Below are 21,271 nucleotides of genomic sequence, written 5' to 3'. Positions count from 1 at the left end.
CCATGGCCGACGACGAGCGCAAGAAGCACCGCCTGCAGAGCGTCGAGATCGACGAGGAGTCGCTCGCGGCCGTTTCGCGCGACCAGGAGCAGGAGCGGCAGATCGCCATCTTCGACCTGCTCGAGGAGAACTACTTCCATCCCGAGGGCGCCGAGACGGGCCCCTACGACCTTCGGATGGGCCTGATGGAGAACCGGCTGGTGCTGGACGTCCAGGGCCCGGCCTACGAGAAGCGCCACATCCTGTCGCTCTCGCCCTTCCGCAGCATCATCAAGGACTACTTCATGATCTGCGACAGCTATTACCAGGCGATCCGTTCGGCGAGCCCGCAGCAGATCGAGGCCATGGATATGGGCCGGCGGGGACTGCACAACGAAGGCTCGCAGCTGCTGCGCACGCGCCTGGCCGGCAAGGTCGAGACCGACCTCGACACCGCCCGGCGGCTGTTCACCCTGATCTGCGCGCTGCACTGGCGGGGCTGATCGCTTGGGCTCGGGGGTAAAGTCGCCGCACGCGGTGCTGTTCGCCTGCAACTTCAACCGTGTCCGCTCGCCGATGGCCGAGGGGCTGCTGAAGAAGCTGGCGGGGCGCAGCATCTATGTGGACAGCTGCGGCCTGCGCCACGAGGCGGGGGAGGGGGCCGAGGGCGTCGATCCCTTCACCCGGGCGGTGATGGCCGAGGTGGGCGTCGACCTTGCGGACTACGCGCCCAAGACCTTCGACGAGCTGGAGGACGATTCCTTCGACCTGGTCATCTCGCTCACCCCCGAGGCCCAGCACCGGGCGGTCGAGCTCACCCGCGGCCGGGCGGTGGAGATCGAGTACTGGCCGACCTACGACCCGACCCTGGCCGAGGGCTCGCGCGAATCGCGGCTGGCCGCCTACCGCGAGGTGCGCGACGTCCTGGCGCGGCGCATCGCCGAGCGATTCGGCGGCGGGACGGCTGGATAGTCGGCCCCCGCGGGTCCACATTGGGGGCATGGACAGACGCCTCTTCCTGATCGCCTCGGGCGCGGCGGCGCTCTCCGCCGGCTCGGCGGCGGCGGCGGCGGGCCCGAAACTCACCGTCTACAAGACCGCCTCCTGCGGCTGCTGCCGCGGATGGGTGACCGCGATGGCGCGGGCGGGCTTTGCGCCGACGGTGGTGGAGGTGGAGGACCTGTCCGTGGAGTGGCGCAAGCGGGGCGTGCCGGACCAGCTCTCCTCCTGCCATCTCGCCGACATCGGCGGCTACGTCACGGTCGGCCACGTGCCGCCGCAGGACGTGCGCCGGCTGCTGAAGGAGCGGCCCAAGGCGCTGGGCCTCACTGTCCCGGGCATGCCGCTGGGCTCGCCGGGCATGGAGCACCCCTCCGGCAAGACCGAGCCCTACGAGACCCTGCTGCTGCTGCCCGGCGGCCGCACGCGGGTGTTCGCGCGACACGCCTGACGGCGCTCCCGACGAGGCCCATCGACCAGCGGGTGCGAAGCGCGTTATAATAGAGGCTGTGCGGCTCGCGGCCTCGACGCGGGCCGTTCGTTTTATGGTCCGCACTAGGGAGCCTGTATGGCGAAGGAAGAACTGCTGGAATTTCCGGGCACGGTCAGCGAAGTCCTGCCCAACGCGACGTTTCGCGTGAAACTCGAGAACGACCACGAGATCATCGCCCACACCGCCGGCAAGATGCGCAAGAACCGCATCCGCGTGTCGGCCGGCGACAAGGTCCTGGTCGAGATGACGCCCTACGATCTGACCAAGGGCCGCATCACCTTCCGCGTCCGCTAAGGACGTTGCCGGACAAGCGGCCGCAAGGCCTGGTGCTGGCGTCGGCGAGCCCCAGGCGCTTGGATCTGCTGCGCCAGGTGGGACTGGAGCCCGACACCGTCCTCGGCGCCGAGATCGACGAAACCCCGAAACCGAAGGAAACGCCCCGCCTGCTGGCGGTCCGGCTGGCGCGCGAGAAGGCGCTGAAGGTCGCCGCCGAGCGGCCGGATGCGGCCGTGCTGGCGGCCGACACGGTCGTGGCCCTGGGCCGGCGCATCCTGCCGAAAGCCGAGACGGGCGCCGAAGTGCGCGCCTGCCTGGAGCTGTTGTCGGGCCGCGCCCACAAGGTTCTGACGGCGGTGGCGGTGAGCGGGCCCAAGGGGCTGACGAGCCGGCTGGTGGAGACGCGCGTCAGATTCAAACGGCTGACCGGCGCCGACATCGCCAGCTATCTGGAAAGCGGCGAGGGGCTGGGCAAGGCCGGCGGCTACGCCATCCAGGGCCGGGCAGGGGCGTTCGTGACCGAGCTTACGGGCTCCTATTCCGGGGTGGTGGGTTTGCCGCTCTATGAGACACTCAATCTGCTGACGGGCGCAGGGCTGAAGGTCCGATGAGCGAGCGGCGGCTCTATCTCGACAAGGGCGTCGGCGAGCAACGCGGCGTGGTCACCCTGGACGGGCGGCCCGAGCGGCTGCTGATCGCGCGCGATTCGGATCCGCTGGAGCTGCGGCTCGGCGCCCGCCACCGGGCCCGGGTGCGCAAGGTGGAGCCGCAGCTGGGCGCGGCCTTCCTGGAGCTGGCCGGCGGGGCCGAGGCGATGCTCGACTTCAAGCCGGACGCGCGGCCCGTGCAGGGCGCGTCGATCGAGGTGGAGATCCGGGCCGAGCCGAGGCGGGGCAAGCTCGCCCTGGCGCGCGCGGTGGGGCCCGCCGAGGGTGCGCCGCAGATGCTCGCGCCGCCGCCGGGTCTGAAGGCCCAGCTCGCGGCCTTCGCGCCGGGCGTGAAGGTGACCGAAGGCCCTTCGGCCCGCGAGGTCGCCGATGAGGCGGAGGCCGAGGCCTTGGCGGTGATCCATCCTCTGCCGGGCGGGGGGAGCCTCTCCATCGAGCCCACCCGGGCGCTGACCGCGGTCGACATCGACGTCGGCGAGCGGCAGGGCCAGGAGACCAAGCGCGTCGCGCGGCAGGCGAATCTCGCCGCGCTGGCCGCGGCGGCCCGGCTGCTGCGGCTCAAGGGGCTGGGCGGCATCGTGGTCTTCGACCTGGTCGGGCGCGGGCACGACGGGGCGGCGCTGACCGAAGCGGCCCGGGCCGCCTTCCGGCCGGACAATCCGGGCGTCGCCATCGGCCCGATCAGCCGGTTCGGCACCCTGGAGCTGCTGATTCCCCGCCGCACGGCGCCGATCGCCGAGACCCTGTGCGGGGAGGGCGGGCGCCCGACCGTGCGGACCCTGGCCCAGCGGCTGATCCGCCAGGCCGAGCGGGAAGCGGCCGCCGACCCCGGCGGGCGGCTCATCCTGGCCTGCGCGCCGGCCGTGGCCGAGGCGGCCGGGCCGCTGGTGGAGGCGCTGACCGCCCGGATCGGCGCCCGGGTCGAGCTGGTTTCCGATGCGGCCCTGAGGGAGGACGACCTGCGGGTGAGCCTGCGATGAGCGCGCCCTGTCCGATCTGCAAGAAGCCGGCCCAGCCGGACTACCGGCCGTTCTGCTCGAAGCGCTGCGCGGACGTGGACCTGCAGCGCTGGCTGACCGGCGGCTACGCCGTGCCGGCCGTGGAGGACGAGGACGGACCGGCCGAAGCCGATCCCGACGCGGACTGACGAAGGGCCGCTGGACTTCCCGCGGGGCCTCTTTTATAGACGCGGCTCCCGCGAGCGCGGCCTCGCCTGGGTAGCTCAGTTGGTAGAGCAGCGGATTGAAAATCCGCGTGTCGCTGGTTCGATTCCGGCCCCAGGCACCACTTCCTTTCCCAAGTCCTCGCGGCCGCATCACTTCGAGCTTCGGTGCTGAAGCTGCTAAGCTTCGTCGGCCGCGCCATGAACGACGACCCGCCACATCACCTGATCGAGGTCGCCCTCGAGCCGCGGCCAGCGGCGGATGTCGAACCCCTCAGGGCGGCGCTGGCCGAGGCCGCCGCCCGAGACCGCTCCATCGCCGTGAGGATCGACAACGAGAGCGGGCAGCTCATCCTCGCGGGATCGAGCGAGCAGGATCTTGATCAGCGCCTGGGCGAGCTGATTCAGCAGGGGCTCAGGTTCAACGTCGGCGCGCCGCAGGTGGCTTATCGCGAGACTCTGGGGCGTCGGGCGGAGATCGACTACACGCACAAGCGGCAGGCCGGCGGCGTGGGCCAGTTCGCCCGCGTCAAGCTGGTGTTCGACCCCGGTGGGCCGGGCTCGGGCTTCCAGTTCGAGAGCGCCATCGTCGGCGGCGCGGTCCCGGAGGAATACATCCCGGGCGTTCGGAAGGGCCTGGAGAGCGCCAGGGAGGACGGACTGGTCGCCGGCTTCCCGGTAATCGACTTCAAAGCCATCCTCATCGACGGCGCCTGGGACGACGTCGATTCTTCGCCGCTGGCCTTCGAGATCGCCGCCCGCGCCGCCTTCCGACAGCTACGCGAGAAGGGCTCCCCCAAGCTGCTCGAGCCGATCATGAGTCTCGAGGTCGAGAGCGCGAAGGAGGATCTGCGCACGATCCTCGGCGACCTTGGCGGTCGGCGCGCTCGGACCCTGGGGCGGGACATCCGCGGCGAAGCCACCGTCGTCAGCGCGACGGTTCCGCTGTCGAGAATGTTCGGCTACGCGAACACCCTTCAGGCCATCTCGCAGGGACGGGCCCGGTTCGGCATGCGGTTCAGCCACTATGGCGCTGTCCCGGCGCCGGAAGACGGTCCGCCGACGTTTCGTCCGGCGATGGGCATGCGGGCCTGACTATACTCTACGCCTTCGTGCGCTGCCTGATATGCGGGCCGGCGAGCGGATTCTGCGCCGGCGAAGGCTGTTACTGTTCTGTCGCACAACATCTTTCCGGGCTGAAACGTCCGTAGACCCGCGTTCCGTGTACTTCTGCTGCATCGCAGCAAATCCAAACGCGGTCAGCTTGTGATCATCGCTGCACTCGCGATGATTTCTTATTGTGCAACGCAACAAGCTCGCGGAAATCCAAACATCTCCGTTTCGTTGCACCGACGCTTCGCCCTTGACGCCCGTCAAAGGGGTTGCCAAAGGACCGTCGCCGCACGTCTAAACTAGCGGTAAGGTTCCCTCCGGCCGGAAGGAAGGAAGGAGCCGCCATTGCGCCTTCGATACGCGGGTCTTCGACTGGAGTTGAAGAGAAGCGTGGCGGGTCCGGCGCTGCGACAGCGGTTCTGGAGCGGGGATTCCATTTGCGGAATTCCTCGGTCCGGGCTTGATGAATAAGGGTGGAGACGCTCTCGCGCGACGACCCTCGGTCCAACGTGCTAGACCATTAGGAACTGGCGACAGATGCTCGACAACAAACGGAAGACCCCTTTCCTGGCTCTCCTCGGCGCCGTCGCGCTGATGGCGAGCGCGCCTGCGTTCGCTCAGGACGCAGCCGCTCCCGCCGCACCGGCCGCTCCGGCTGCGGCCCCGGCCGGCGACGCCGCCGCGCCTGCCGATCCGGCCGCCGCGCCCGCCGCTCCGGCCGCCCCCGCCGGCGAAGCCCCGCCGACCATCGAGCATGCTGGCGAACTGACCATCATGCAGATGTTCCTCGACGCCGACTGGGTCGTGAAGATCGTCATGATCGGTCTGGTGCTCGCCTCCGTCCTCTCGTGGATGCTGCTGATCACCAAGATCATCGAATTCAACTCCCTGAACCGCTCCTCCGACCGGTTCGTGGAAGCCTTCCGCGGCGCCAAGAACATCAACGACATGGGCCGCATCGCCCTGTCGGAAGAATTCGAGGGCAACCCGCTGGCCGACATGGCCGCCGCGGCCGCTCAGGAAGTCCAGCTCTCGCAGCAGGCCGGCCTGCAGGTGACCGGCGAACACCGCGACACCACGCTGACCCGCGCCCAGGCCGCCATCGGCGCGGTGCAGGCGAACCTCGCCAAGCGCCTCTCCGGCGGCATGCAGTTCCTGGCCTCGCTCGGCTCGTCCGGTCCGTTCATCGGTCTGTTCGGCACCGTCTACGGGATCATGCGCTCGTTCATCGGTATCGCGAACACCAACACGACCAACCTGGCCGTCGTGGCGCCCGGCATCGCCGAAGCCCTGCTGGCCACCGGCATCGGCCTCTTCGCGGCCATCCCGTCGGTTATCTTCTACAACTACTTCCAGACCCGCATCGCCGCCTTCGGCGCGCGGACGGAAGGGTTTATCGCCGAACTGATGAACGCGGTCTCCCGCCAGCTCGACAAGGGGGCCTAATCTAGATGGGCGCCAAACTCTCAGGTTCTGGGGGTGGCAAGTACGACGTCGAGGCGAACCACGAAATCAATGTGACGCCCTTCGTGGACGTCATGTTGGTCCTGCTGATCATCTTCATGGTGGCCGCCCCGATGGCCGCCGTGACGGTGCAGGTGGTGCTCCCTCCGGCCGTCGCACAGCCATCGCCGAACCCACCAACGCCGGTGTACATCTCGATCCAGCCGAACGGGAACATCTACATCGGCGACTCGGCGACGGACCTCGCCTCGCTCGGCGACGACATCCGCCGGGCGGTGGGCCGCCGGGATCCGAACCGGGAGCGGATCTTCATCCGCGCCGACAAGGACACCCTCTACGGTGACTTCATGGGCGTGATGAACATGCTGCAGGACAACGGCTTCTACAGCGTCGCGCTCATCGGCACGGACGAGCGGTGAGGGTAGGTGACGAATGACTGACACCACCACTCACGTTCACCGCAGTCCGTTCGACGAGCCGCCTCCGCAGCGACCGAAGGGTCTGATCGTCGCGCTGATCATTGCGGTCATCGTGCACGCGCTCATCGGTTGGTTCATCTGGAAGAACAAGTTCGAGATGGAGTACCGGGAGTACTCGGACGACGTGACGGATGTGGCGATCGTGAAGCCGGCGCCTCCGCCGCCTCCGCCGCCGCCTCCGCCTCCGCCGGAGAACATCCCGCCGCCGCCGCCGCCGAAGCTGCAGCCGCGTCCGCCGGCCAACGTGCCGGTCGACGTTCCGACGATCCCGCCGCTGCCGGTTCCGCCGGTGGAGAAGCGGATCGAGGAGCCCCGGCCGCCGGCTCCGCCGCCGCCCGAGGCGCCGCCTCCGCGGCCGTCGGTCATCCAGAATCCCGACTGGGCCCGCCGGCCCAGCGGCGAGGACATGGCCCGGTACTATCCGGACCGCGCCCAACGGATGAACGTCGAAGGCCGGGCGACCCTCAGCTGCCAGGTGACCGCCAAGGGCACCCTGGAGAACTGCTCGGTGGTCTCGGAAGAGCCCGGCGATCAGGACTTCGGCCAGGCGGCCCTGAGGCTGTCGCGGCTGTTCCGGATGCGACCCAAGACCCTCGACGGCGCGCCCGTCGAAGGCGGCACGGTGCGGATCCCGATCCGCTTCACCCTGCCGGACAACTAGACGTAAGACGACTGTCGCCAGTTCGGCGGGCCCCGGACGCAAGCCGCGTCCGGGGCCTTCCTATTTTCATCGCAGGGTCGTCGCGGCGCCGGCTTGATCGCCCCCCGTCGCCCGACTAGAAGAACCCGGCGCGATGCGCCGCCTTAGCTCAGTTGGTTAGAGCGCCAGATTGTGGCTCTGGAGGTCCCCCGTTCGATCCGGGGAGGCGGTACCATCGCAAGGGGCTGAAAGGACCGGGGATTTTCTCGGTCCTTTTTCGTTCCAGGCGCCCGGTTTTGCAGTTTCTTGGCGCCCGGTTTTGCACTTTCCGTTTTCAGCCTGTTCCCGGGCCGCCGCGAGGCGGGCGGCGGCGGCGTCGGCGAGACGGATCCGGTCGGCCTGCCGGCGGTACTGGACGAAGCTCGAGGGGCTGCCGTGGCCCATCATCGCCGCGCCCTCCGCGTCGCTGCAGCCGGCCAGCGCCAGCTCGACGCCCCGGGTGTGGCGCAGGCCGTGGAGGTCGTAGCGGTCGCTGTCGAGCCTCCCGGCCGCGTGCAGGGCGCCCACCAGCTTGCGCAGCTCCAGGGCGAGGCCGTCCTCCGTGTAGGGGCGGCCGGCCACGTTGTAGACGAGCGTGGCCGGCGCTGGCGCCGGCGCATCCGGCTTGAGCTTGCGGCCGCGGCGGGGCGCCGCCGGGGGCGCGTCCGGCGTCAGGGTGAGCCAGCGGCTCAGCTCCGGGTCCTCGAGGATGTCGACGCGGACCCTGCGCTTGCCTGAAACGTACTGAAAACGTCCCCCCTGCCGGGCCGTGCGCGGGATGGCGACCAGGTCGCCGCGCCGGGCGCCCACGTAGCGCCCGATCGCCACGGCCCGCGCCAGACCGTATCTGCGCGCCTCCAGGGCTGCTTCCAGGACCGTCTGGACCACGGCGTCGGACCAGAGCTGGTGCGGCTCTCCGAGCGCCCTGGGGCGGCGCACCTGCCCGACCAGCGGAAAGGGGTCCTTCTCCAGGCGTCCGGAGACAAGGGCAGGCTTGAGGACGTTCTTCAGGACCTGGAGGCGGATGTTGGCCGCGCGGTGGCCGCGCCGGGCCCAGGAGGCCTTCAGGCGGTCCACGAGGGCCGGCGTGAAGGCGGCGATCACCAAGTGGCCGAGATCATCGTCGAACTCCCTCAGGATCAGTCGGTATTCGTACTGGGTGGACGCCGCCAGGGATCGGAAATCGGGGCTCTCCAGCTCGTAGGCCCGCAGGGCGGCGCGAAGGGTGGCGGGCGCCGCGGCGGGCTTCGGCGACAGGTCGGCGATGAGGCGCTCCACGTGGCGGGCGAGCGCCGCCTCGGAGAGGTCGTCGGGCAGGCGGACCGACGGCAGGCCCTTCTTGCGAAGGTAGAGGAGGACCCGCCCGTCAGGCTGCCGGATGCGGTTGACGTACTTCACCCGACCTCCGCGTGTTGGGGTTGCGCCGCCGCTCACGGGCGCGCCGTTCGACGGCCGCCAGGGCCGTGTCGACCGCCGCGTCCGGGCCATCTTCCCCCTGGTCCCACGCCGCGGGAAGGCGCTCCACCAGCGCGTCGAGGTCGCGCCGGCGCCAGCGCCGGTGACGCGAGCCGACGTCCACCGGGGAGACGTTCTCGCGCCGCAGGAGGTTGATGAGCGATCCGGGCGACAGGGCGAGGTAGTCGCCGGCGGTCGCAAGGTCCATCAGGGCGGGCCAATCCTTCAGCATGGCGGTTCCGCTGGTCTGTGTTTCCCCCTCCGTGGCGGCGAAGCGCTCGCACCAGGTGGAGGGTGAAAATCTATTCTACCGCAGTATGGCGCGGAGTAAAGCGCGGTCGGGATGGAATAGATAGAGTAGTCGACTCCGTTGTCGGTAGCGTGTGCTGAGCAAATACAGTTCACGGGGCTCCACCGGTCTTCGATCTGTTTCACCGCGGCCCGCCCGCCCGCTGCGCTGCGGCGGCGACGGAACAGGGTGGAACGCGCTGCATCTGCGAAGTCGGCGAGGGCCGAGCAGAGGCGCGCGCATGACAGCGTCTCGCGCTGATGCGCGTGGGCTCGTGCGGCCCAGCCCGCTAGAAGTCGAAGGTCAGTTGTGCGCCGCCGTCGGTGGCGCCCCGGCGGCGCGGCCCCTTCCGTCCGGCAGGCGCGGGCCTTGGAGGCCGCTGAGGCCGGGCGCTGGCGCTGCAGGCCGGTTCAGCCGGCGCGTTCCGGGGCGGGGAAAGCGAAGGCATGGGCGGCGGCGTGCGGCGGGGCGCACGGGCAGCCTTCCAGGCCTCCAGTTCGCTCTCCCGCCACGCCACGCGCCCGGGCGAGACGACGACGGGCGCGGGGAAGGCCCCGGCTCTCTGGAGCCGCCAGGCCGTGGTCCGGCTGATGCCGGTGATCTCCCGAACCTTGCTCCAGGCGAGCAGGCGGTCTCCGGGCTCGGCGGGCGGGCTCATCGCCGGCCTCGCCTGGAGGGAGCGCCCTCGCGCGAAGAGCGCCGCAGCCCGGTGTCCTGCGCCTCGGCCCAGGCCCGAAGAACCCCCCGGGGATAATAGGGCTTTCCTCGGATGTGCCGGCAGGCGGGCCCGTCGCCGCCCGTCGACCAGAGCCTGGCGAGGCTCGCCGGCTTCAGCTGGATCCCGAAGCGCCTGAGGTAGTCCGACGCCTCCGCGCGGGTGAGCAGGTCGTCGTCGGACTCCGGCGTGGGGGAGTCGGGGCCGGCCACGTGCGGGATCATGGCCCGTGCTCCGGCGCCCGGCACTCGCGGGCGCTGCGCACGCCACGGCCGGCGGCGAGGGCGAGGTAGCAGTCGACGACGGCGGACACATAGGCCCGGGTCTCGGCGATGTCCGGGATCCGGCCCAGGCGGGCGACACGGGACGGCCCGGCGTTGTAGGCCGCCAGCGCGAGCCGGATGTCGCCGAAGCGCAGCACCTGCTGCGCCAGGTAGTCCGCGCCGCCGATCAGATTCTCGACCGGGTCGAAGCGGTCCCGGACGCCCAGTTCCGCGGCGGTAGCGGGCATCAGCTGGGTGAGGCCGCCGGCGCCGGCGTGAGAGACTGCGTCGGGCCGGTAGGCGCTCTCGACCACCACCAGCGCATGCAGCAGCTTGGGATCGAGGCCATGGCGCTCCGCGGCCAGGGAGACCGCGTCCGCGAAGGGCTGGGACGGCGGCGCGATCCTCGGGGTCTGGGCCTCGGCCGGAGAGGGGACGTATTCCAGCTGCGGGGGCCCTTCGCCCACGAACAGCGCGCCCCCGGCGTCGCGCCAGTCCGCTGCGCCGGCTTCGGCGGCGGCGGCGCTGATCGCGAGGGCGGCGAGCGCGGCCCTCACCATGTCAGGACCTCCCGGTAGACGCCGTCCAGATCGGCCCGCCGGACGGGCCCGAAGTATCGGCTGTCGAAGCTTTCGGCGCTGTCGCCGAGCAGGAAGACCTCGTCGTCCGCGAGGGCGCGGCACGCCCGCCAGCGCGGCAGGGCCACGCCGCGGCGGTCGTGCGACATCGCCGGCGCCCAGCGGCCCGGAAGCGCCACCCTCTCACGTTCGGCGCACACAAGATGGCCGCCGCGTCCGGCGACGCGCTTGAGGAGGCTCACGTCCGCAGGGACGCCAAGGGCCGCGAGGTAGGGGCGGGCGTCCGCCGGTTGGGCGAAGGCCACGACGGCGCCGGGTTCCGGCGCCGCGCCGGCGGCTCGCACATAGAGGCCCTTCGGCAGGCTTGGGCTCTCGTTGACGAGGGCAAGGGACGGGGCGGCGGCGGAGATCGCAGCGAGCGCGCCGAGGGCGGCGAGGGGCGGGCCGAGGATGGCGAGGCGGCGAGGCGTCATGGGCGGTAGGGCTCCAGGATCAGGTCGCGGGTGATCAGGACGCGCACGTGGGCGCCGGGGCGCAGCCGGATGGCCGGGCGGACGTCGAGTTCGCGGTCGATGAGGCGGCCGCCCACCTGCGCGGCCTCTATGGAGGCGGCATCGCCGGCGTCCCCCCAGAAGCCGCCGCCGTCGTCCTCACCGCGGGCGACTTCGCCGAGGGTGGTGACGGCGCCAGCGAGCAGGGCTGCGCCCATGAGCGGCAAGAGCCGCCGGTCCACACGGCCGCGGACGCCGACCGCGCCCTGGGCGTCGACGCCGGGCTCCTTGTCGAGCAGCAGGCTCTTCCCGTTGGGCAGGATCAGCCGCTCCCAGACGAGGAAGGCGCGGCGGTCGCCGTAGCGGCTGTCGCCGTCGTGCCGGCCGATGAGGCGCGTCCCCTGGGGGACCAGCAGATGGCGGCCGCTCACCGTGTCGAACACGTTCTGGGTCACGGTCGCGACCACGGGGCCGGCCCCCTCTGTATCGATGCCGGTGAGCAGGGTGGCCGGGAGGATCGTCCCGGCCTTCAGCTCGTAGGGCGAGAGGGGCGGGAGCAGCCGGTGTCCGCTGTACGCCGCGCCGTACTCGGCCCGCTCCACCGCAGCCGGGCCGTCCGTCGCCTCGCGTTGCCGGTCGGCCTGCGCCGAAGCAGGAAAGAAGAGGCCGGACTGACGCGCCTCCGTGGAGAGGCTGCGGGCCTGCCGCGGCGCCGTACGAGGGACGGGAGCGGGGCCGGCCGGCGCTGGCTGTCGCCCGTCCGGCGTGGCCGGCGCGTCCCGCTCGCCGGCGAGCCGGCGCGGCTCCGGCAGCTGGTCGCCGGCGAGTCCGTCGTAGGAGGCGGGGGCGGCGGTGACCGTCTCGGACGGGCGCACCGTCCCCTCGGCCGTTTGCGCCGGCTCCTGGCCTCGGGTGCGCGCCCGCTCGCGCAGTTCCGGCTGGACGACGAACGCCCATGCAAGCGAGCTCGCCAGCACGCCGGCCGCGCCGAGGACGGCGATCTGGACGGCGGAGCGCCGCAGCCGGACGGCGGCGGGCGGGGCGGCCCGAAGCGGCAGCTCGGGGGGCGGGGACTTCCCGGGAACGGGCTCTGCGGCGGTCATGTCCGCCCTCCCGCCAGGCGGGTGATGCGGACCACCTGCGGGCGGCGGTCGCCCAGACGCAGCTCGGCGCGGTCGAAGACGCGGTCCACGACCATCAGGCCGCCCTGCTGGCGGTAGTTGACCATCTGGGCTTCGCCGCTGGGGGCGATGACGAAGAGGGCGGGCGCCTCGTCCGCCTGCAGGTCCGGCGGGAAGGCGATGAAGGTGCGCGTCCCGTCGCTCACCACGCCGGTGGGCGTCCAGCGGGGACGCCGCCCCTGGGGCGAGATCCGGTAGCGCGCCTCCAGCGGCCCATCGGGCGTGACCAGCGGATCGGCGGCGGGCGGCTCGTTGACGACCGCGGCCGGCGGGGCGAGCGCGCCCAGGTCCCAGGCGACGGCGGCGTTGAAGCTCTCCGGCGGCCCGCTCTTCAGCTGGACCAGGTAGACCCGCTGGTTGGTGGTGACGACGAGGTTGGTCTCCAGGCCGGCGTCGAGCGGCTTGATCAGCACATGGGCCCGCTGCGCCGCGCCTTCGCCGGAGGCGGTCTCGCCGATCTGCCAGCGCACCGTGTCGCCGGCGGCCTTGGCGATCACCGTCTCGCCCGGCCCGAGGGTGAGCGTCGTCACCCTGAGCGGCGCGGTCCAGACCTCGAACACCCGGCCGGGGGCATAGGCGAAGACCTGCATCCCGCCCACGAAGCTGTCGGCGCGCGAGGCCTCGCGGGCCTGGGCGTTGGCGGCCGCGATGGCGCTGCGGCCGCTCGCAGGCGCCGGCGCCGCCCTCCGCCGAGCCTGCGGGCGGTCGGCCGAGGCGATGCGCGGAGTCTGCTCAGGCGGATTGGGGATCGGCGCCATGACGCCGTAGCCGGCAGGCAGGGCAGCCTGCGCGGAGACGCTGGGCGCGGCGGCCGGCGCCGCCCGCGGGCCCTCAGGGGCGTCGGGAGTCGACGCGCAGCCGGCGAGCGCCAGGGCCGCAGCCAGGGTCAGGCGGCGTCCGGGGTCCATGACACGTCCTCGATCTTCAGGCCCAGGGGGTTCTTCATGAGGTCGGCCTCGGTCTTCGGGGGCTGCAGGGTGGTGGTGATGAGGGCGCGCCAGCGCTCGGCGCCGGCCGGCTGGCCGTTGACGAAGCGCGTCTCGCGCCATTGCAGGTCGTAGGTGCGCCGGGTGCGCCGCACCACGTTGAGCACCTCGACGTTCACGGCCTCGCGGCCGACCTCGGCGAAGGGGTCGTGGGCCTGGGCCCAGGTGTTGAGGAAGGCTGCGCCCTTCGGCGTGACGAAGTCGTAGGCCCGGAGCCAGTTCTGGCGGATGACGATCGGGTCGATGGACTTGGAGCGCACGTCCCGCACCCAGGCGGCCAGGATATGGGCGACCTGCGCTTCCGTCGGCTCGTAGCGCCCGCCGATGGCGGTGACCTTCTGGGTCTGGCCCCAGTCGGAGACCTCCACCACGTAGGGCTTCACGACGGCGCGCTCGGCCTGCACCCACCAGCCGGCGCCCAGGAAGGCGGCGAGCGCCAGGTTGGCGATGGCGATCCGGCGCCAGTTGCGGGCGTGGGCGAGGGAGAGCCCCATGCGCTCGTCCCAGACCTGCCCGGCCCGCTGGTAGGGCGTGGACTCGGGCGCCGAGGAGAGCGGGCGGTTGGGCCTGAAGAACGGGTGCATGGCTCAGGGATCCTCCGGCTTCAGCTGGGGCGAGGCCGAGCCGCTGGTCTCGGAGGCCGGGAGCAGCGAGCGGCCGGCGTTGGCGGTGAAGAAGGCCTGCAGGGCCGCCGAGCGGCGCGCCGCGGCCGTCTGGGCGGGCGCTTCCGACTGCGCGCCGAGGGCGCGATGGAAGTCGGCCTGCGCCTTGCGCGCCTCCGCCTCGATCCGCTCCGCCGGACGCCCGCTGGCCGGGGCCGCCTCGGAGGCGGCCTGCGGCTCAGGTGCGGGCTGCGGCGGCGGCGCGCCAGCGCCCGCCAGCGGTTGGGCGAGGCCGCCGCCTGCGGGAACCGTGGGCCCGGAAGGTCCGGCCGGGCCGCGGGGCGGGTTGTCGTTGGAGGGCCGGAACGGCGCGGGCGGCGTGGGCGGGCGTCCCCATCCCGCGCCGGCGGCCGCGCGCGAGACCGCCGCGAGGCCGCGCCCGGCCAGGGCGCCTGCGCCGGCGGAGCCCGCCGCGGCCAGGGCGCCCACGCCCCCGACGGCCAGGGTCCCCGTGACGGCCGCGCCGGCGCCCAGGGCGGGGCCGCCGGTGACCAGGGCGGCGGCCAGGTTGGGGATGAAGATGGCCAGCATCGCCAGCAGCAGGGCCGCGGCGAGGATGGCCAGCGCCTCGTAGAGGTCGGGGTTGGCCGAGGGCTGCAGCTGGTCGAAGACGCTGCGGGCGCCGGAGACGACGATGGCGAGGGCCAGCACCTTCAGGCCGGAGGCGGCCACATAGCCCAGCGGCCGCTCCGCCAGGAAGGCGGACTTGGACCAGATCCCGAACGGCAGGAGGACGAAGCCGCCGAGGGTGACGATCTTGAACTCCAGCAGAGTGACGATGATCTGCAGGGCCAGGACCGCAAAGCCCAGCATGATGCCGATCATCGCAGCGCCCAGGATCAGGGCGTCGGTGAGGTTGCCGGCCACGTCGAGGGGGTTGTTGACCGGAGCCGGCGTCTCGCCCAGCGCCTTCACGATCCGCCAGCCCTGCTCGAGGATGGCGCCGGGGTTGAGGAAGTCGGCGCGGGACAGTTCACCGCCGCCGGCGCGCAGGCCGAGGTCCACAAACCCTGCCTGGACCATCAGGCTCAATCGTTCCCAGTCGTTGATGAGGTAGGCGAACGCGCCGATCAGCAGGACCTTGCCAAAGCCGCTCGCAAGCACCTCGCGGTTCGCCGACAGCGCCCACTGGATGCCCGTGAGCGCCACGACAAGCGCGATCATCAGGCCGAAGACGCCGTTGATCGGTCCCTGAAGTGCCGCGAAGCCAGCCGAGACGGTGTTCGAGAACACCGTCATCAGGTCGTTCGGCGTCTCCATGCTGACGGTGCTCGGCATCGGGTCAGCGCGCGACAGGTGAGTAAGGATCGAATTCGGGATTGGCCGGGGTCGAGGCGTCGCGCCCCCAGAACCGGCGGCGCGCCTCGGCGGCGGCGGCCCGCTCGGCCGCGCGGCGGGCCGTGTCCTCGGCCATCAGCCGGGATTGGGCGAGAAGGATGGTGCGCAGCGAGCCGAGGTCCTCCGCCAGCACCGTGAGCAGCTGGTTGGAGGACTGGATCGCCGCGGTCTGGCCGCTCGCGCTTTGGCTGGCCGAGAGCGCGCCGCTGATCCGCCGCTCGCGGGTGGCGGCGAGGCGCTCCAGCTCGGCGGCGGTGCGGGCCAGGTCCTGGGCGGTGTCGCGGGCCGCTTCGGTGCGGGCGCGGTGCTGCTGGAGGGCCTTGCGCGGGTCGAGGCCTTCGACCGCCGTGGGATAGAGGTCGGCGAACTGGCGCTCGAGGTCGCGGACGTCGCTGGCGACGCCCTTCACCGTGCGGGCGAGCTCGCCGATATCGCGGAGCGTGCGGCTGGTCTCACCGAGGTGGCTGTAAGGCGAGGCGGCGAGCTGGCGGGCCTGATTGGCCAGCATGCGCGCCTCGTTGGCGAGGCTCTCCAGCTGGCGGGCCGCCTGCAGGGCGTTCTCCACGTGGTTCTTGGGGTCGAACACCACCTGCTGGGCCGCGGCGGGCTGCGGGTCCGAGCAGGCCGCCGCCGCGAGGGCCGCGAGGGCGGCCGCGGCGGCCAGGGCGCTACTCGGCCGCGAGCGGCGCGAAGGCGTCGAGGACGGGGTCGACATGGAGCACTCCCTTGGCTTTGAGGAATTCGCGGGCGAAGCGGTCCGGCCCGGCGCGGGCGAGCACCGCGTCGATGAGGGCCTGGTCGTCGGGCGAGGCGGCGCCGCAGAGGGCCAGCGTTGCGCCGGAGAGCTTGAGGTCGAACAGCCGCCGCCCCTGGGGCTGGCGCCAGTAGTAGGCCCGCTTCGGCGCGGCGAAGGCGATCAGCTCCAGCTGGCGCCGGTTGAGGCCGAAGGCTGAGTAGAGCTCGGCCGAGGCCGGCTCCAGCGCCCGCGGGTTCGGAAGGAAGACCTGGGTCGGGCAGCTCTCGATCAGGCTGGCGGCGATGGCCGAGGCGGCCACGTCGTCGAGGCTCTGGGTGGCGAAGACCACGGCGACGCGCTTCTTGCGCAGGGTCTTCAGCCACTCGCGGATCTTGGCGGCGAAGGCCGTCTCGCCGAGGAACAGCCAGGCCTCGTCGAGGACGAGGAGGGTGGGGCGCCCGTCGAAGCCCCGCTCCAGGTGATGGAAGAGGGCTGCGAGCGTGGGGGCCAGCGCCGAGGGGGCGGCCATCAGGGACTCGAGCTCGAAGGTGTCGAAGGCGCTCTCTTCGATCCGCGCCTCGGCGCCGTCCAACAGGCTCCCGTACGGCCCCTGCAGGGTGAAGGGCTCGAGGGCGGCGGCCACCGCCCGGTCCTGCAGCAGGGCGCAGAAGACCGTGAGGGTGCGCTGCGCCGGCGGCGCGTCGGCGAGGGCCGCAAGTGAGGTCCAGATCTCCTCGCGCGCCCTCGGGCTCGCCGGCGTCCCGGCCAGGCGGGCGGTTTCGGCGAGCCATTCCGCCGCCCAGGCGCGCTCGGCGGGCTCGTCCACCCGCCCGAGCGGCTGCAGCGCGAAGGGGGCGCCGGGCTCCAGGGCGCGCCAGATCCCTCCGGCCGCGAGCGTCGCCGCCCGCGCCGAACGGCCCTTGTCGAAGAAGACCACCCGAGCGCCGGGATAGCGGAACCACTGCAGCGCGAGGAAGGACAGAAGGGCGCTTTTGCCGGCGCCCGTGGGACCCACGACCATGGCGTGGCCCACGTCGCCCACGTGCAGCACCAGGCGGAAGGGCGTCGCGCCGGTCGTACGGGCGACCGCGAGGGGCGGGCCGCCGAGGCAGGCGTCATGGGACGGTCCCGCCCAGGCGGTGGAGACCGGCAGGAGATCGGCGAGGTTGAGGGTGGAGACCATGGGCCGGCGAACATCGGCGTAGGGCTCGCCCGGGAGGGAGCCGAGCCAGGCCTCGACGGCGTTGAGGTCCTCCGTGCGGGCGACCAGGCCCTGGGCGTTGAGCGCGGCGGCGGCCATCCGCGCCTTCTCGGCCGCCGCCGCAGGGTCCGGATCGAGGATGGCGACCGTCAGGGTCAGGTAGCCGAAGGCGCAGGCCTCGGCGCCGAGGGCCTCCAGGGCGCCGTCGCACTCCTCGGTCTTGGCGGCGGCGTCGGTGTCGAGGAGCGGCGCCTCCTCCTTGGTGATCGCCTCCCGCAGCAGCACGCCCACGCCCTTGCGCTTGGCGAACCAGCGCTTGCGCAGCCGCACGATCTCCCGTTCGGCGTCGGCCTTGTCGAGGCCGATCCAGCGGGCGGTCCAGCGGTAAGGGAACGGCAGGGTGGAGAGGGCGTCGAGCAGCCCCGGGCGCGTCGCGGCCGGGAGGCCCCGTACGGAGACGACCTTCAGCCAGTGCTCGCCGAGCCGCGGCGCGATCCCGCCGGTCAGCGGCGCATCGGCGAGCCAGGCGTCCAGGAACATGGGCGTCTGCGGCGGCTGCACCGGGTGCGGGTCCGGCGAGACGCAGGCGTGCAGCCAGGTCAGCAGCGCCGCATCGTCCAGCGGCGCGACCTCGGGGAGGGCGTCGGCCAGCAGGTCGAGGATGGCGCCGGCCTCGCGCCGGAACGCCTCGAGGCTGGTGCGCCAGTCGCGGCCGGCCTGCGCGAGCCCATCGAACAGCCAGCGCTCCAATCGGCGCGTCTCGTCCGCCGGCGGCAGCCAGGTGAGGGCGGCGCGGAAGTCGGTCTCGAAGGCGGGCTCGGCGCTGTCGAACAGGGCGCGCCGCTCGGCGTCCACCAGCCAGGCGGCGGGCGCGTCGAAGCGGCTCTCCGGGTACGCGTCCGCTGGGCGGCGGCGGGCCTCCACATGCAGGCACCAGCCCGTGCCGAGCCGCTTCAGCGCGTTGTTGAGCCGGGCGCGAACGGCGACGAGTTCGTCCTCGGTGGACGACTCCAGGTCTGGGCCGCGGAATCGGAAGGCGGTGGTGAATGAGCCGTCCTTGTTGAGCACCACGCCGGGGGCGACGAGGGCGGCCCAGGGGAGGTGGTCGGCGAGGAGGGCGGGGCGGCGGCGGTGTTCGTCGAGGAAGCGCATGGCCGCCTCACGCGTCCAGATGCCCGGCCAGCGAAAGGTGCCGCCGGACGACGTCGAAGAAGCGCCGGTCGGCGCGCGCGCAGTAGAGCCCCACGGCGTGGGCGCCCGCCCACCAGAGAAGCCCGAGCCACCAGATGCGCAGGGCCAGCCCCAGCGTCAGGGCGATGGTCCCCATGAGGATGGCGTAGTCCCGCGGCATGCCCGCCAGGAGCACGGGCTCGGCGAGCGCCTGGGGCGCCGGCAGCTCCCATCCCTCCGGCCGCGTCATCACCCGACCTCCACGCCGCCGGCGAAGCCGAAGAAGTCGAGAAAGAAGGTGGAGGCGGCGAAGGCGATGGAGAGGCCGAACAGGATGCCGAGGCCGCGCCGCATGGAGGAGCCGGTCTCGCTCATCGCCACGCCTGCGCCGAAGAGCACCACGGCGATCACCGCCGCGGCCTGAACGACCGGACCGGTGACCGATTGGACGATCTGCTGGAGGGGCGCCTCCCAGGGCATTCCGGCTCCGCCCGCCACGGCCGGGCCAGCGCAGAGCAGGCCGCAGAAGAGCGTCGCGGCGCCGGGGGCGCGCGCAAGTATTCGTCGCATGACGTGCTTCCGGTGATCAGGCCGCCACGTCCGGCGGCTGCATCAACGCAAGCAAATGCAGCCGGCGGTTGTCAATAGTTGTCCGAAAATATCCGAAAGTTGAGCTGCGAAGACTTTTCCGACGACCCGCGAGAAAGTCGCTCGCGTGCTGTGGGCGCGGGGCTTCTCGACTTGCGAGAGACTTGGCGCCCGGGAGCAGGCGACGCGTACGCATCAATGCATGTGCATCGACCGCGCCTTGCATGGTCCAAGCGTGTGGGCTGCAGGCGCTGAAGCCGACCGGCCGGGGGCGTCCCTTATTTTTCCTTTACGCGTCACGCTCCGACATCGCGTGGAACCCTGATGTCGGACGCGGCTAACCCAAGGCTCCGCCTCTCGGTTCGGAGCTCCCGTGGCCAACACATCCTCTTCGCCTGCCGTCCCCGGCGTCGATCCGCAGCGCCACGCAGGCTTCTGGGCCCTGACGCTCGCCTCTGTGGGCGTCGTGTTCGGCGACATCGGCACCAGCCCGCTCTACGCCATGCGGGAAGCCCTACACCACGCACGGGGCGCAGAATCCGAAGCCACGGTGCTGGGGGTGGTCTCCCTCATCTTCTGGGCCCTGACGCTGATCGTGACGCTCAAGTACGTCGTGATCATGCTGCGCGCCCACAACAACGGCGAAGGCGGAACCCTCGCGCTGATGGCCCTGGCGCAGCGGGTCAGCAAGGGGGGCGCCCCCTTCGTCTTCTTTCTGGGGATCTGCGGCGCCGCCCTCTTCTACGGCGACGGCCTGATCACACCGGCGATCTCGGTGCTGTCCGCTGTCGAAGGCGTGGCCGACGCACCGGGCGTGGGCGACGCGTTCGATCCGTTCATCCTGCCCGTCGCCGCGGGGATCCTGATCAGCCTTTTCATGGTGCAGTCCCGCGGCACAGCGGCGGTGGGACGGTTCTTTGGCCCGATCACCCTGGTCTGGTTCCTGACGCTTGCCGGGCTTGGCCTGCTCTACCTGGTCCAGGAGCCCTCGGTTCTCAGGGGCTTGAGCCCCCACTATGGGGCTCTGCTGCTCGTCAACAACGGGTGGCTGGGCTTCGCCATCCTCGGCAGCGTGTTCCTCGTCGTCACCGGCGCGGAAGCGCTCTACGCCGACATGGGACACTTCGGCATCCGGCCGATCCGCACCGCCTGGCTCGGCCTCGTCTTCCCCTGCCTCCTGATCAACTACCTGGGCCAGGCCGCGCTGGTCATCAGCGATCCGACGGCGGCCGAGAACCCGTTCTTCCGGATGATCCCGCAAGCGATCTACTGGCCAGTGCTCGCCCTGACGACGACGGCGACGGTGATCGCCAGCCAGGCCGTGATCAGCGGCGCCTTCTCCGTCACCCAGGCCGCCGTGCAGCTGGGTCTTCTTCCGCGGATCGACATCCAACGCACGAGCGAATCCGTGGCCGGGCAGATTTTCGTGCCGCAGGTGAACACCTTCCTGATGCTGGGCGTCCTCGCCCTGCTCGTCATGTTCCGCAACTCCTCCAACCTGGCCGCCGCCTACGGAATCGCGATCACCGCGACCATGGTGATCGACGTGCTGCTCGTGTTCACGATCATGCGGCGACACTGGCGCTGGAGCATCTACGCGAGCCTGGCGGTCGTCGCTCCGTTGCTGGCCCTCGACCTCACCTTCTTCGGCGCGAACGTCCTGAAGATTCCCCAAGGCGGCTGGTTTCCCCTGGTGCTGGGCGCGATCCTCGTCCTGATGATGTGGACCTGGACGAAGGGCGCCCGCCTGCTCGCCGAGAAGAGCCACCGGGACTCCATCCCCCTGACCGACCTCGTCGAGTCGCTCCGCCATCGCCCGCCTCACCGCGCGGCCGGAACCGCCATTTTCATGACGTCGGACCCGCAGGTCGCGCCGGTCGCGCTGATGCACAACCTCAAGCACAACAAGGTCCTGCACGAGAGGAACATCGTCATGACGGTGGTGACCGCCGGCACGCCGCGCGTGCCGGACGAGGAACGCGTGACGGTCGAGCCCATCAACGCGGACTTCACCCGCGTCCGGGTCGCCTTCGGGTTCATGGAAACGCCCAACGTCCCCAAGGCGCTAGGCCTGCTGCGGCGCAAAGGAACCAGGCTGGACATCATGGCCACCTCCTTCTTCCTCGGCCGCCGGTCCGTCGTGCCCTCCCCGAAGGGATCGATGCCCCTGTGGCAGGACAAGCTCTTCGTCTTCATGATGAAGAACGCCGCCAACCCGACCGACTTCTTCCACATCCCGCCCGGCCGGGTCGTCGAGCTCGGCACCCAGGTTGTGGTCTAGGCGATGACGTCCTCAGAGGGAGCAG

General features: G+C 71.6%; 24 protein-coding genes, 2 tRNA genes and 1 pseudogene. 14 read left to right on the top strand and 13 right to left on the bottom strand.

Going from position 1 to position 21,271, the window contains the following annotated elements:
• Positions 1-2 precede the first annotated feature (2 nt).
• The 13 genes and pseudogenes from ACFSC0_RS20030 to ACFSC0_RS19970 all read left to right on the top strand — a co-directional run bounded on the left by ACFSC0_RS20030 (position 3) and on the right by ACFSC0_RS19970 (position 7,508).
• The gene (locus tag ACFSC0_RS20030; protein ID WP_377281726.1) at positions 3-482 is read left to right on the top strand and encodes a UPF0262 family protein; all 480 of its coding nucleotides are present in this window, start codon (positions 3-5) and stop codon (positions 480-482) included.
• 4 nt (positions 483-486) lie between these two features.
• Positions 487-951, top strand: coding sequence for an arsenate-mycothiol transferase ArsC (locus ACFSC0_RS20025; protein ID WP_377281725.1), 465 nt, complete (start codon positions 487-489; stop codon positions 949-951).
• A gap of 28 nt (positions 952-979) precedes the next feature.
• On the top strand, positions 980-1,429 hold the full coding sequence (locus tag ACFSC0_RS20020) for a DUF411 domain-containing protein (protein ID WP_377281724.1): 450 nt from the start codon (positions 980-982) through the stop codon (positions 1,427-1,429).
• Positions 1,430-1,546: 117 nt separating this feature from the next.
• Positions 1,547-1,765 (top strand): translation initiation factor IF-1, encoded by a 219-nt coding sequence (infA, locus tag ACFSC0_RS20015; RefSeq protein ID WP_111458197.1) that lies wholly within the window; start codon positions 1,547-1,549, stop codon positions 1,763-1,765.
• A 35-nt stretch (positions 1,766-1,800) separates the two neighbouring features.
• The gene (locus ACFSC0_RS20010; RefSeq protein WP_377281782.1) at positions 1,801-2,358 is read left to right on the top strand and encodes a Maf family protein; all 558 of its coding nucleotides are present in this window, start codon (positions 1,801-1,803) and stop codon (positions 2,356-2,358) included.
• On the top strand, positions 2,355-3,395 hold the full coding sequence (locus tag ACFSC0_RS20005; RefSeq protein WP_377281723.1) for a ribonuclease E/G: 1,041 nt from the start codon (positions 2,355-2,357) through the stop codon (positions 3,393-3,395). The genes ACFSC0_RS20010 and ACFSC0_RS20005 overlap by 4 nt, the downstream gene beginning before the upstream one ends.
• Positions 3,392-3,562, top strand: coding sequence for a DNA gyrase inhibitor YacG (locus ACFSC0_RS20000; protein WP_377281722.1), 171 nt, complete (start codon positions 3,392-3,394; stop codon positions 3,560-3,562). Before ACFSC0_RS20005 ends, ACFSC0_RS20000 begins: the two co-directional genes overlap by 4 nt.
• Positions 3,563-3,626: 64 nt before the next feature.
• Positions 3,627-3,702 (top strand) — tRNA-Phe (locus ACFSC0_RS19995).
• 91 nt (positions 3,703-3,793) lie between these two features.
• Positions 3,794-4,672: pseudogene (locus ACFSC0_RS19990) on the top strand (translation factor GTPase family protein); the annotation flags it as partial.
• Between the two features lie 555 nt (positions 4,673-5,227).
• Positions 5,228-6,136 (top strand): MotA/TolQ/ExbB proton channel family protein, encoded by a 909-nt coding sequence (locus ACFSC0_RS19985; protein ID WP_377281721.1) that lies wholly within the window; start codon positions 5,228-5,230, stop codon positions 6,134-6,136.
• Between the two features lie 5 nt (positions 6,137-6,141).
• The gene (locus ACFSC0_RS19980; protein WP_377281720.1) at positions 6,142-6,573 is read left to right on the top strand and encodes an ExbD/TolR family protein; all 432 of its coding nucleotides are present in this window, start codon (positions 6,142-6,144) and stop codon (positions 6,571-6,573) included.
• 13 nt (positions 6,574-6,586) lie between these two features.
• On the top strand, positions 6,587-7,294 hold the full coding sequence (locus tag ACFSC0_RS19975) for an energy transducer TonB (RefSeq protein ID WP_377281719.1): 708 nt from the start codon (positions 6,587-6,589) through the stop codon (positions 7,292-7,294).
• 137 nt (positions 7,295-7,431) lie between these two features.
• Positions 7,432-7,508, top strand: a tRNA-His gene (locus ACFSC0_RS19970).
• 1,170 nt (positions 7,509-8,678) lie between these two features.
• Here ACFSC0_RS19970 and ACFSC0_RS19965 read toward each other — a convergent pair.
• The 13 genes from ACFSC0_RS19965 to ACFSC0_RS19905 form a co-directional block, all read right to left on the bottom strand.
• Positions 8,679-8,999, bottom strand: coding sequence for a hypothetical protein (locus tag ACFSC0_RS19965; RefSeq protein WP_377281718.1), 321 nt, complete (start codon positions 8,997-8,999; stop codon positions 8,679-8,681).
• 346 nt (positions 9,000-9,345) lie between these two features.
• Positions 9,346-9,714: a helix-turn-helix transcriptional regulator gene (locus ACFSC0_RS19960; RefSeq protein WP_377281717.1), complete on the bottom strand. Its 369-nt coding sequence runs from the start codon at positions 9,712-9,714 to the stop codon at positions 9,346-9,348.
• On the bottom strand, positions 9,711-9,995 hold the full coding sequence (locus ACFSC0_RS19955; protein ID WP_377281716.1) for a hypothetical protein: 285 nt from the start codon (positions 9,993-9,995) through the stop codon (positions 9,711-9,713). Before ACFSC0_RS19955 ends, ACFSC0_RS19960 begins: the two co-directional genes overlap by 4 nt.
• Positions 9,992-10,594, bottom strand: coding sequence for a lytic transglycosylase domain-containing protein (locus tag ACFSC0_RS19950; protein ID WP_377281715.1), 603 nt, complete (start codon positions 10,592-10,594; stop codon positions 9,992-9,994). Before ACFSC0_RS19950 ends, ACFSC0_RS19955 begins: the two co-directional genes overlap by 4 nt.
• Positions 10,588-11,085 (bottom strand): S26 family signal peptidase, encoded by a 498-nt coding sequence (locus ACFSC0_RS19945; protein ID WP_377281714.1) that lies wholly within the window; start codon positions 11,083-11,085, stop codon positions 10,588-10,590. Before ACFSC0_RS19945 ends, ACFSC0_RS19950 begins: the two co-directional genes overlap by 7 nt.
• A complete protein-coding gene (locus ACFSC0_RS19940; RefSeq protein ID WP_377281713.1) occupies positions 11,082-12,206 on the bottom strand; it encodes a TraB/TrbI/VirB10 family type IV secretion system protein in 1,125 nt (374 codons plus the stop codon). Before ACFSC0_RS19940 ends, ACFSC0_RS19945 begins: the two co-directional genes overlap by 4 nt.
• The gene (locus tag ACFSC0_RS19935; protein WP_377281712.1) at positions 12,203-13,192 is read right to left on the bottom strand and encodes a TrbG/VirB9 family P-type conjugative transfer protein; all 990 of its coding nucleotides are present in this window, start codon (positions 13,190-13,192) and stop codon (positions 12,203-12,205) included. Before ACFSC0_RS19935 ends, ACFSC0_RS19940 begins: the two co-directional genes overlap by 4 nt.
• A complete protein-coding gene (gene trbF, locus ACFSC0_RS19930) occupies positions 13,171-13,854 on the bottom strand; it encodes a conjugal transfer protein TrbF (RefSeq protein ID WP_377281711.1) in 684 nt (227 codons plus the stop codon). The genes ACFSC0_RS19935 and trbF overlap by 22 nt, the downstream gene beginning before the upstream one ends.
• 3 nt (positions 13,855-13,857) lie before the next feature.
• On the bottom strand, positions 13,858-15,210 hold the full coding sequence (gene trbL, locus ACFSC0_RS19925) for a P-type conjugative transfer protein TrbL (RefSeq protein WP_377281710.1): 1,353 nt from the start codon (positions 15,208-15,210) through the stop codon (positions 13,858-13,860).
• A gap of 4 nt (positions 15,211-15,214) precedes the next feature.
• A complete protein-coding gene (gene trbJ / locus ACFSC0_RS19920) occupies positions 15,215-15,985 on the bottom strand; it encodes a P-type conjugative transfer protein TrbJ (protein ID WP_377281709.1) in 771 nt (256 codons plus the stop codon).
• A complete protein-coding gene (gene trbE, locus ACFSC0_RS19915) occupies positions 15,939-18,359 on the bottom strand; it encodes a conjugal transfer protein TrbE (protein WP_377281708.1) in 2,421 nt (806 codons plus the stop codon). Before trbE ends, trbJ begins: the two co-directional genes overlap by 47 nt.
• Positions 18,360-18,366: 7 nt before the next feature.
• Entirely contained in the window at positions 18,367-18,627 is a 261-nt protein-coding gene (locus tag ACFSC0_RS19910; RefSeq protein ID WP_377281707.1) for a VirB3 family type IV secretion system protein, read from the bottom strand.
• The gene (locus ACFSC0_RS19905) at positions 18,627-18,857 is read right to left on the bottom strand and encodes a TrbC/VirB2 family type IV secretion system protein (RefSeq protein ID WP_465264481.1); all 231 of its coding nucleotides are present in this window, start codon (positions 18,855-18,857) and stop codon (positions 18,627-18,629) included. The genes ACFSC0_RS19910 and ACFSC0_RS19905 overlap by 1 nt, the downstream gene beginning before the upstream one ends.
• Positions 18,858-19,338: 481 nt before the next feature.
• Between ACFSC0_RS19905 and ACFSC0_RS19900 the strand changes: the two genes are divergently transcribed.
• Complete coding sequence (locus ACFSC0_RS19900; RefSeq protein ID WP_377281705.1) at positions 19,339-21,246, top strand: potassium transporter Kup; 1,908 nt, start codon at positions 19,339-19,341, stop codon at positions 21,244-21,246.
• Positions 21,247-21,271 lie beyond the last annotated feature (25 nt).

Origin of the sequence: Phenylobacterium terrae (assembly GCF_042681205.1) — a bacterium.
Taxonomy (GTDB): domain Bacteria; phylum Pseudomonadota; class Alphaproteobacteria; order Caulobacterales; family Caulobacteraceae; genus Phenylobacterium; species Phenylobacterium terrae.
The sequence above is the reverse complement of the archived record's forward strand: the minus strand, read 5'-3'. Positions and strand labels throughout refer to the sequence as shown.

Bases quoted from the DNA above. Each gene is read 5' to 3' on its own strand.
- ACFSC0_RS20030 (WP_377281726.1), top strand. From the start codon at position 3: ATGGCCGACGACGAGCGCAAGAAGCACCGCCTGCAGAGCGTCGAGATC.
- ACFSC0_RS20020 (WP_377281724.1), top strand. From the start codon at position 980: ATGGACAGACGCCTCTTCCTGATCGCCTCGGGCGCGGCGGCGCTCTCC.
- infA (WP_111458197.1), top strand. From the start codon at position 1,547: ATGGCGAAGGAAGAACTGCTGGAATTTCCGGGCACGGTCAGCGAAGTC.
- ACFSC0_RS20005 (WP_377281723.1), top strand. From the start codon at position 2,355: ATGAGCGAGCGGCGGCTCTATCTCGACAAGGGCGTCGGCGAGCAACGC.
- ACFSC0_RS20000 (WP_377281722.1), top strand. From the start codon at position 3,392: ATGAGCGCGCCCTGTCCGATCTGCAAGAAGCCGGCCCAGCCGGACTAC.
- ACFSC0_RS19985 (WP_377281721.1), top strand. From the start codon at position 5,228: ATGCTCGACAACAAACGGAAGACCCCTTTCCTGGCTCTCCTCGGCGCC.
- ACFSC0_RS19980 (WP_377281720.1), top strand. From the start codon at position 6,142: ATGGGCGCCAAACTCTCAGGTTCTGGGGGTGGCAAGTACGACGTCGAG.
- ACFSC0_RS19975 (WP_377281719.1), top strand. From the start codon at position 6,587: ATGACTGACACCACCACTCACGTTCACCGCAGTCCGTTCGACGAGCCG.
- ACFSC0_RS19965 (WP_377281718.1), bottom strand. From the start codon at position 8,999: ATGCTGAAGGATTGGCCCGCCCTGATGGACCTTGCGACCGCCGGCGAC.
- ACFSC0_RS19960 (WP_377281717.1), bottom strand. From the start codon at position 9,714: ATGAGCCCGCCCGCCGAGCCCGGAGACCGCCTGCTCGCCTGGAGCAAG.
- ACFSC0_RS19955 (WP_377281716.1), bottom strand. From the start codon at position 9,995: ATGATCCCGCACGTGGCCGGCCCCGACTCCCCCACGCCGGAGTCCGAC.
- ACFSC0_RS19950 (WP_377281715.1), bottom strand. From the start codon at position 10,594: ATGGTGAGGGCCGCGCTCGCCGCCCTCGCGATCAGCGCCGCCGCCGCC.
- ACFSC0_RS19945 (WP_377281714.1), bottom strand. From the start codon at position 11,085: ATGACGCCTCGCCGCCTCGCCATCCTCGGCCCGCCCCTCGCCGCCCTC.
- ACFSC0_RS19940 (WP_377281713.1), bottom strand. From the start codon at position 12,206: ATGACCGCCGCAGAGCCCGTTCCCGGGAAGTCCCCGCCCCCCGAGCTG.
- ACFSC0_RS19935 (WP_377281712.1), bottom strand. From the start codon at position 13,192: ATGGACCCCGGACGCCGCCTGACCCTGGCTGCGGCCCTGGCGCTCGCC.
- trbF (WP_377281711.1), bottom strand. From the start codon at position 13,854: ATGCACCCGTTCTTCAGGCCCAACCGCCCGCTCTCCTCGGCGCCCGAG.
- trbL (WP_377281710.1), bottom strand. From the start codon at position 15,210: ATGCCGAGCACCGTCAGCATGGAGACGCCGAACGACCTGATGACGGTG.
- trbJ (WP_377281709.1), bottom strand. From the start codon at position 15,985: ATGTCGACCCCGTCCTCGACGCCTTCGCGCCGCTCGCGGCCGAGTAGC.
- trbE (WP_377281708.1), bottom strand. From the start codon at position 18,359: ATGCGCTTCCTCGACGAACACCGCCGCCGCCCCGCCCTCCTCGCCGAC.
- ACFSC0_RS19910 (WP_377281707.1), bottom strand. From the start codon at position 18,627: ATGACGCGGCCGGAGGGATGGGAGCTGCCGGCGCCCCAGGCGCTCGCC.
- ACFSC0_RS19905 (WP_465264481.1), bottom strand. From the start codon at position 18,857: ATGCCCTGGGAGGCGCCCCTCCAGCAGATCGTCCAATCGGTCACCGGT.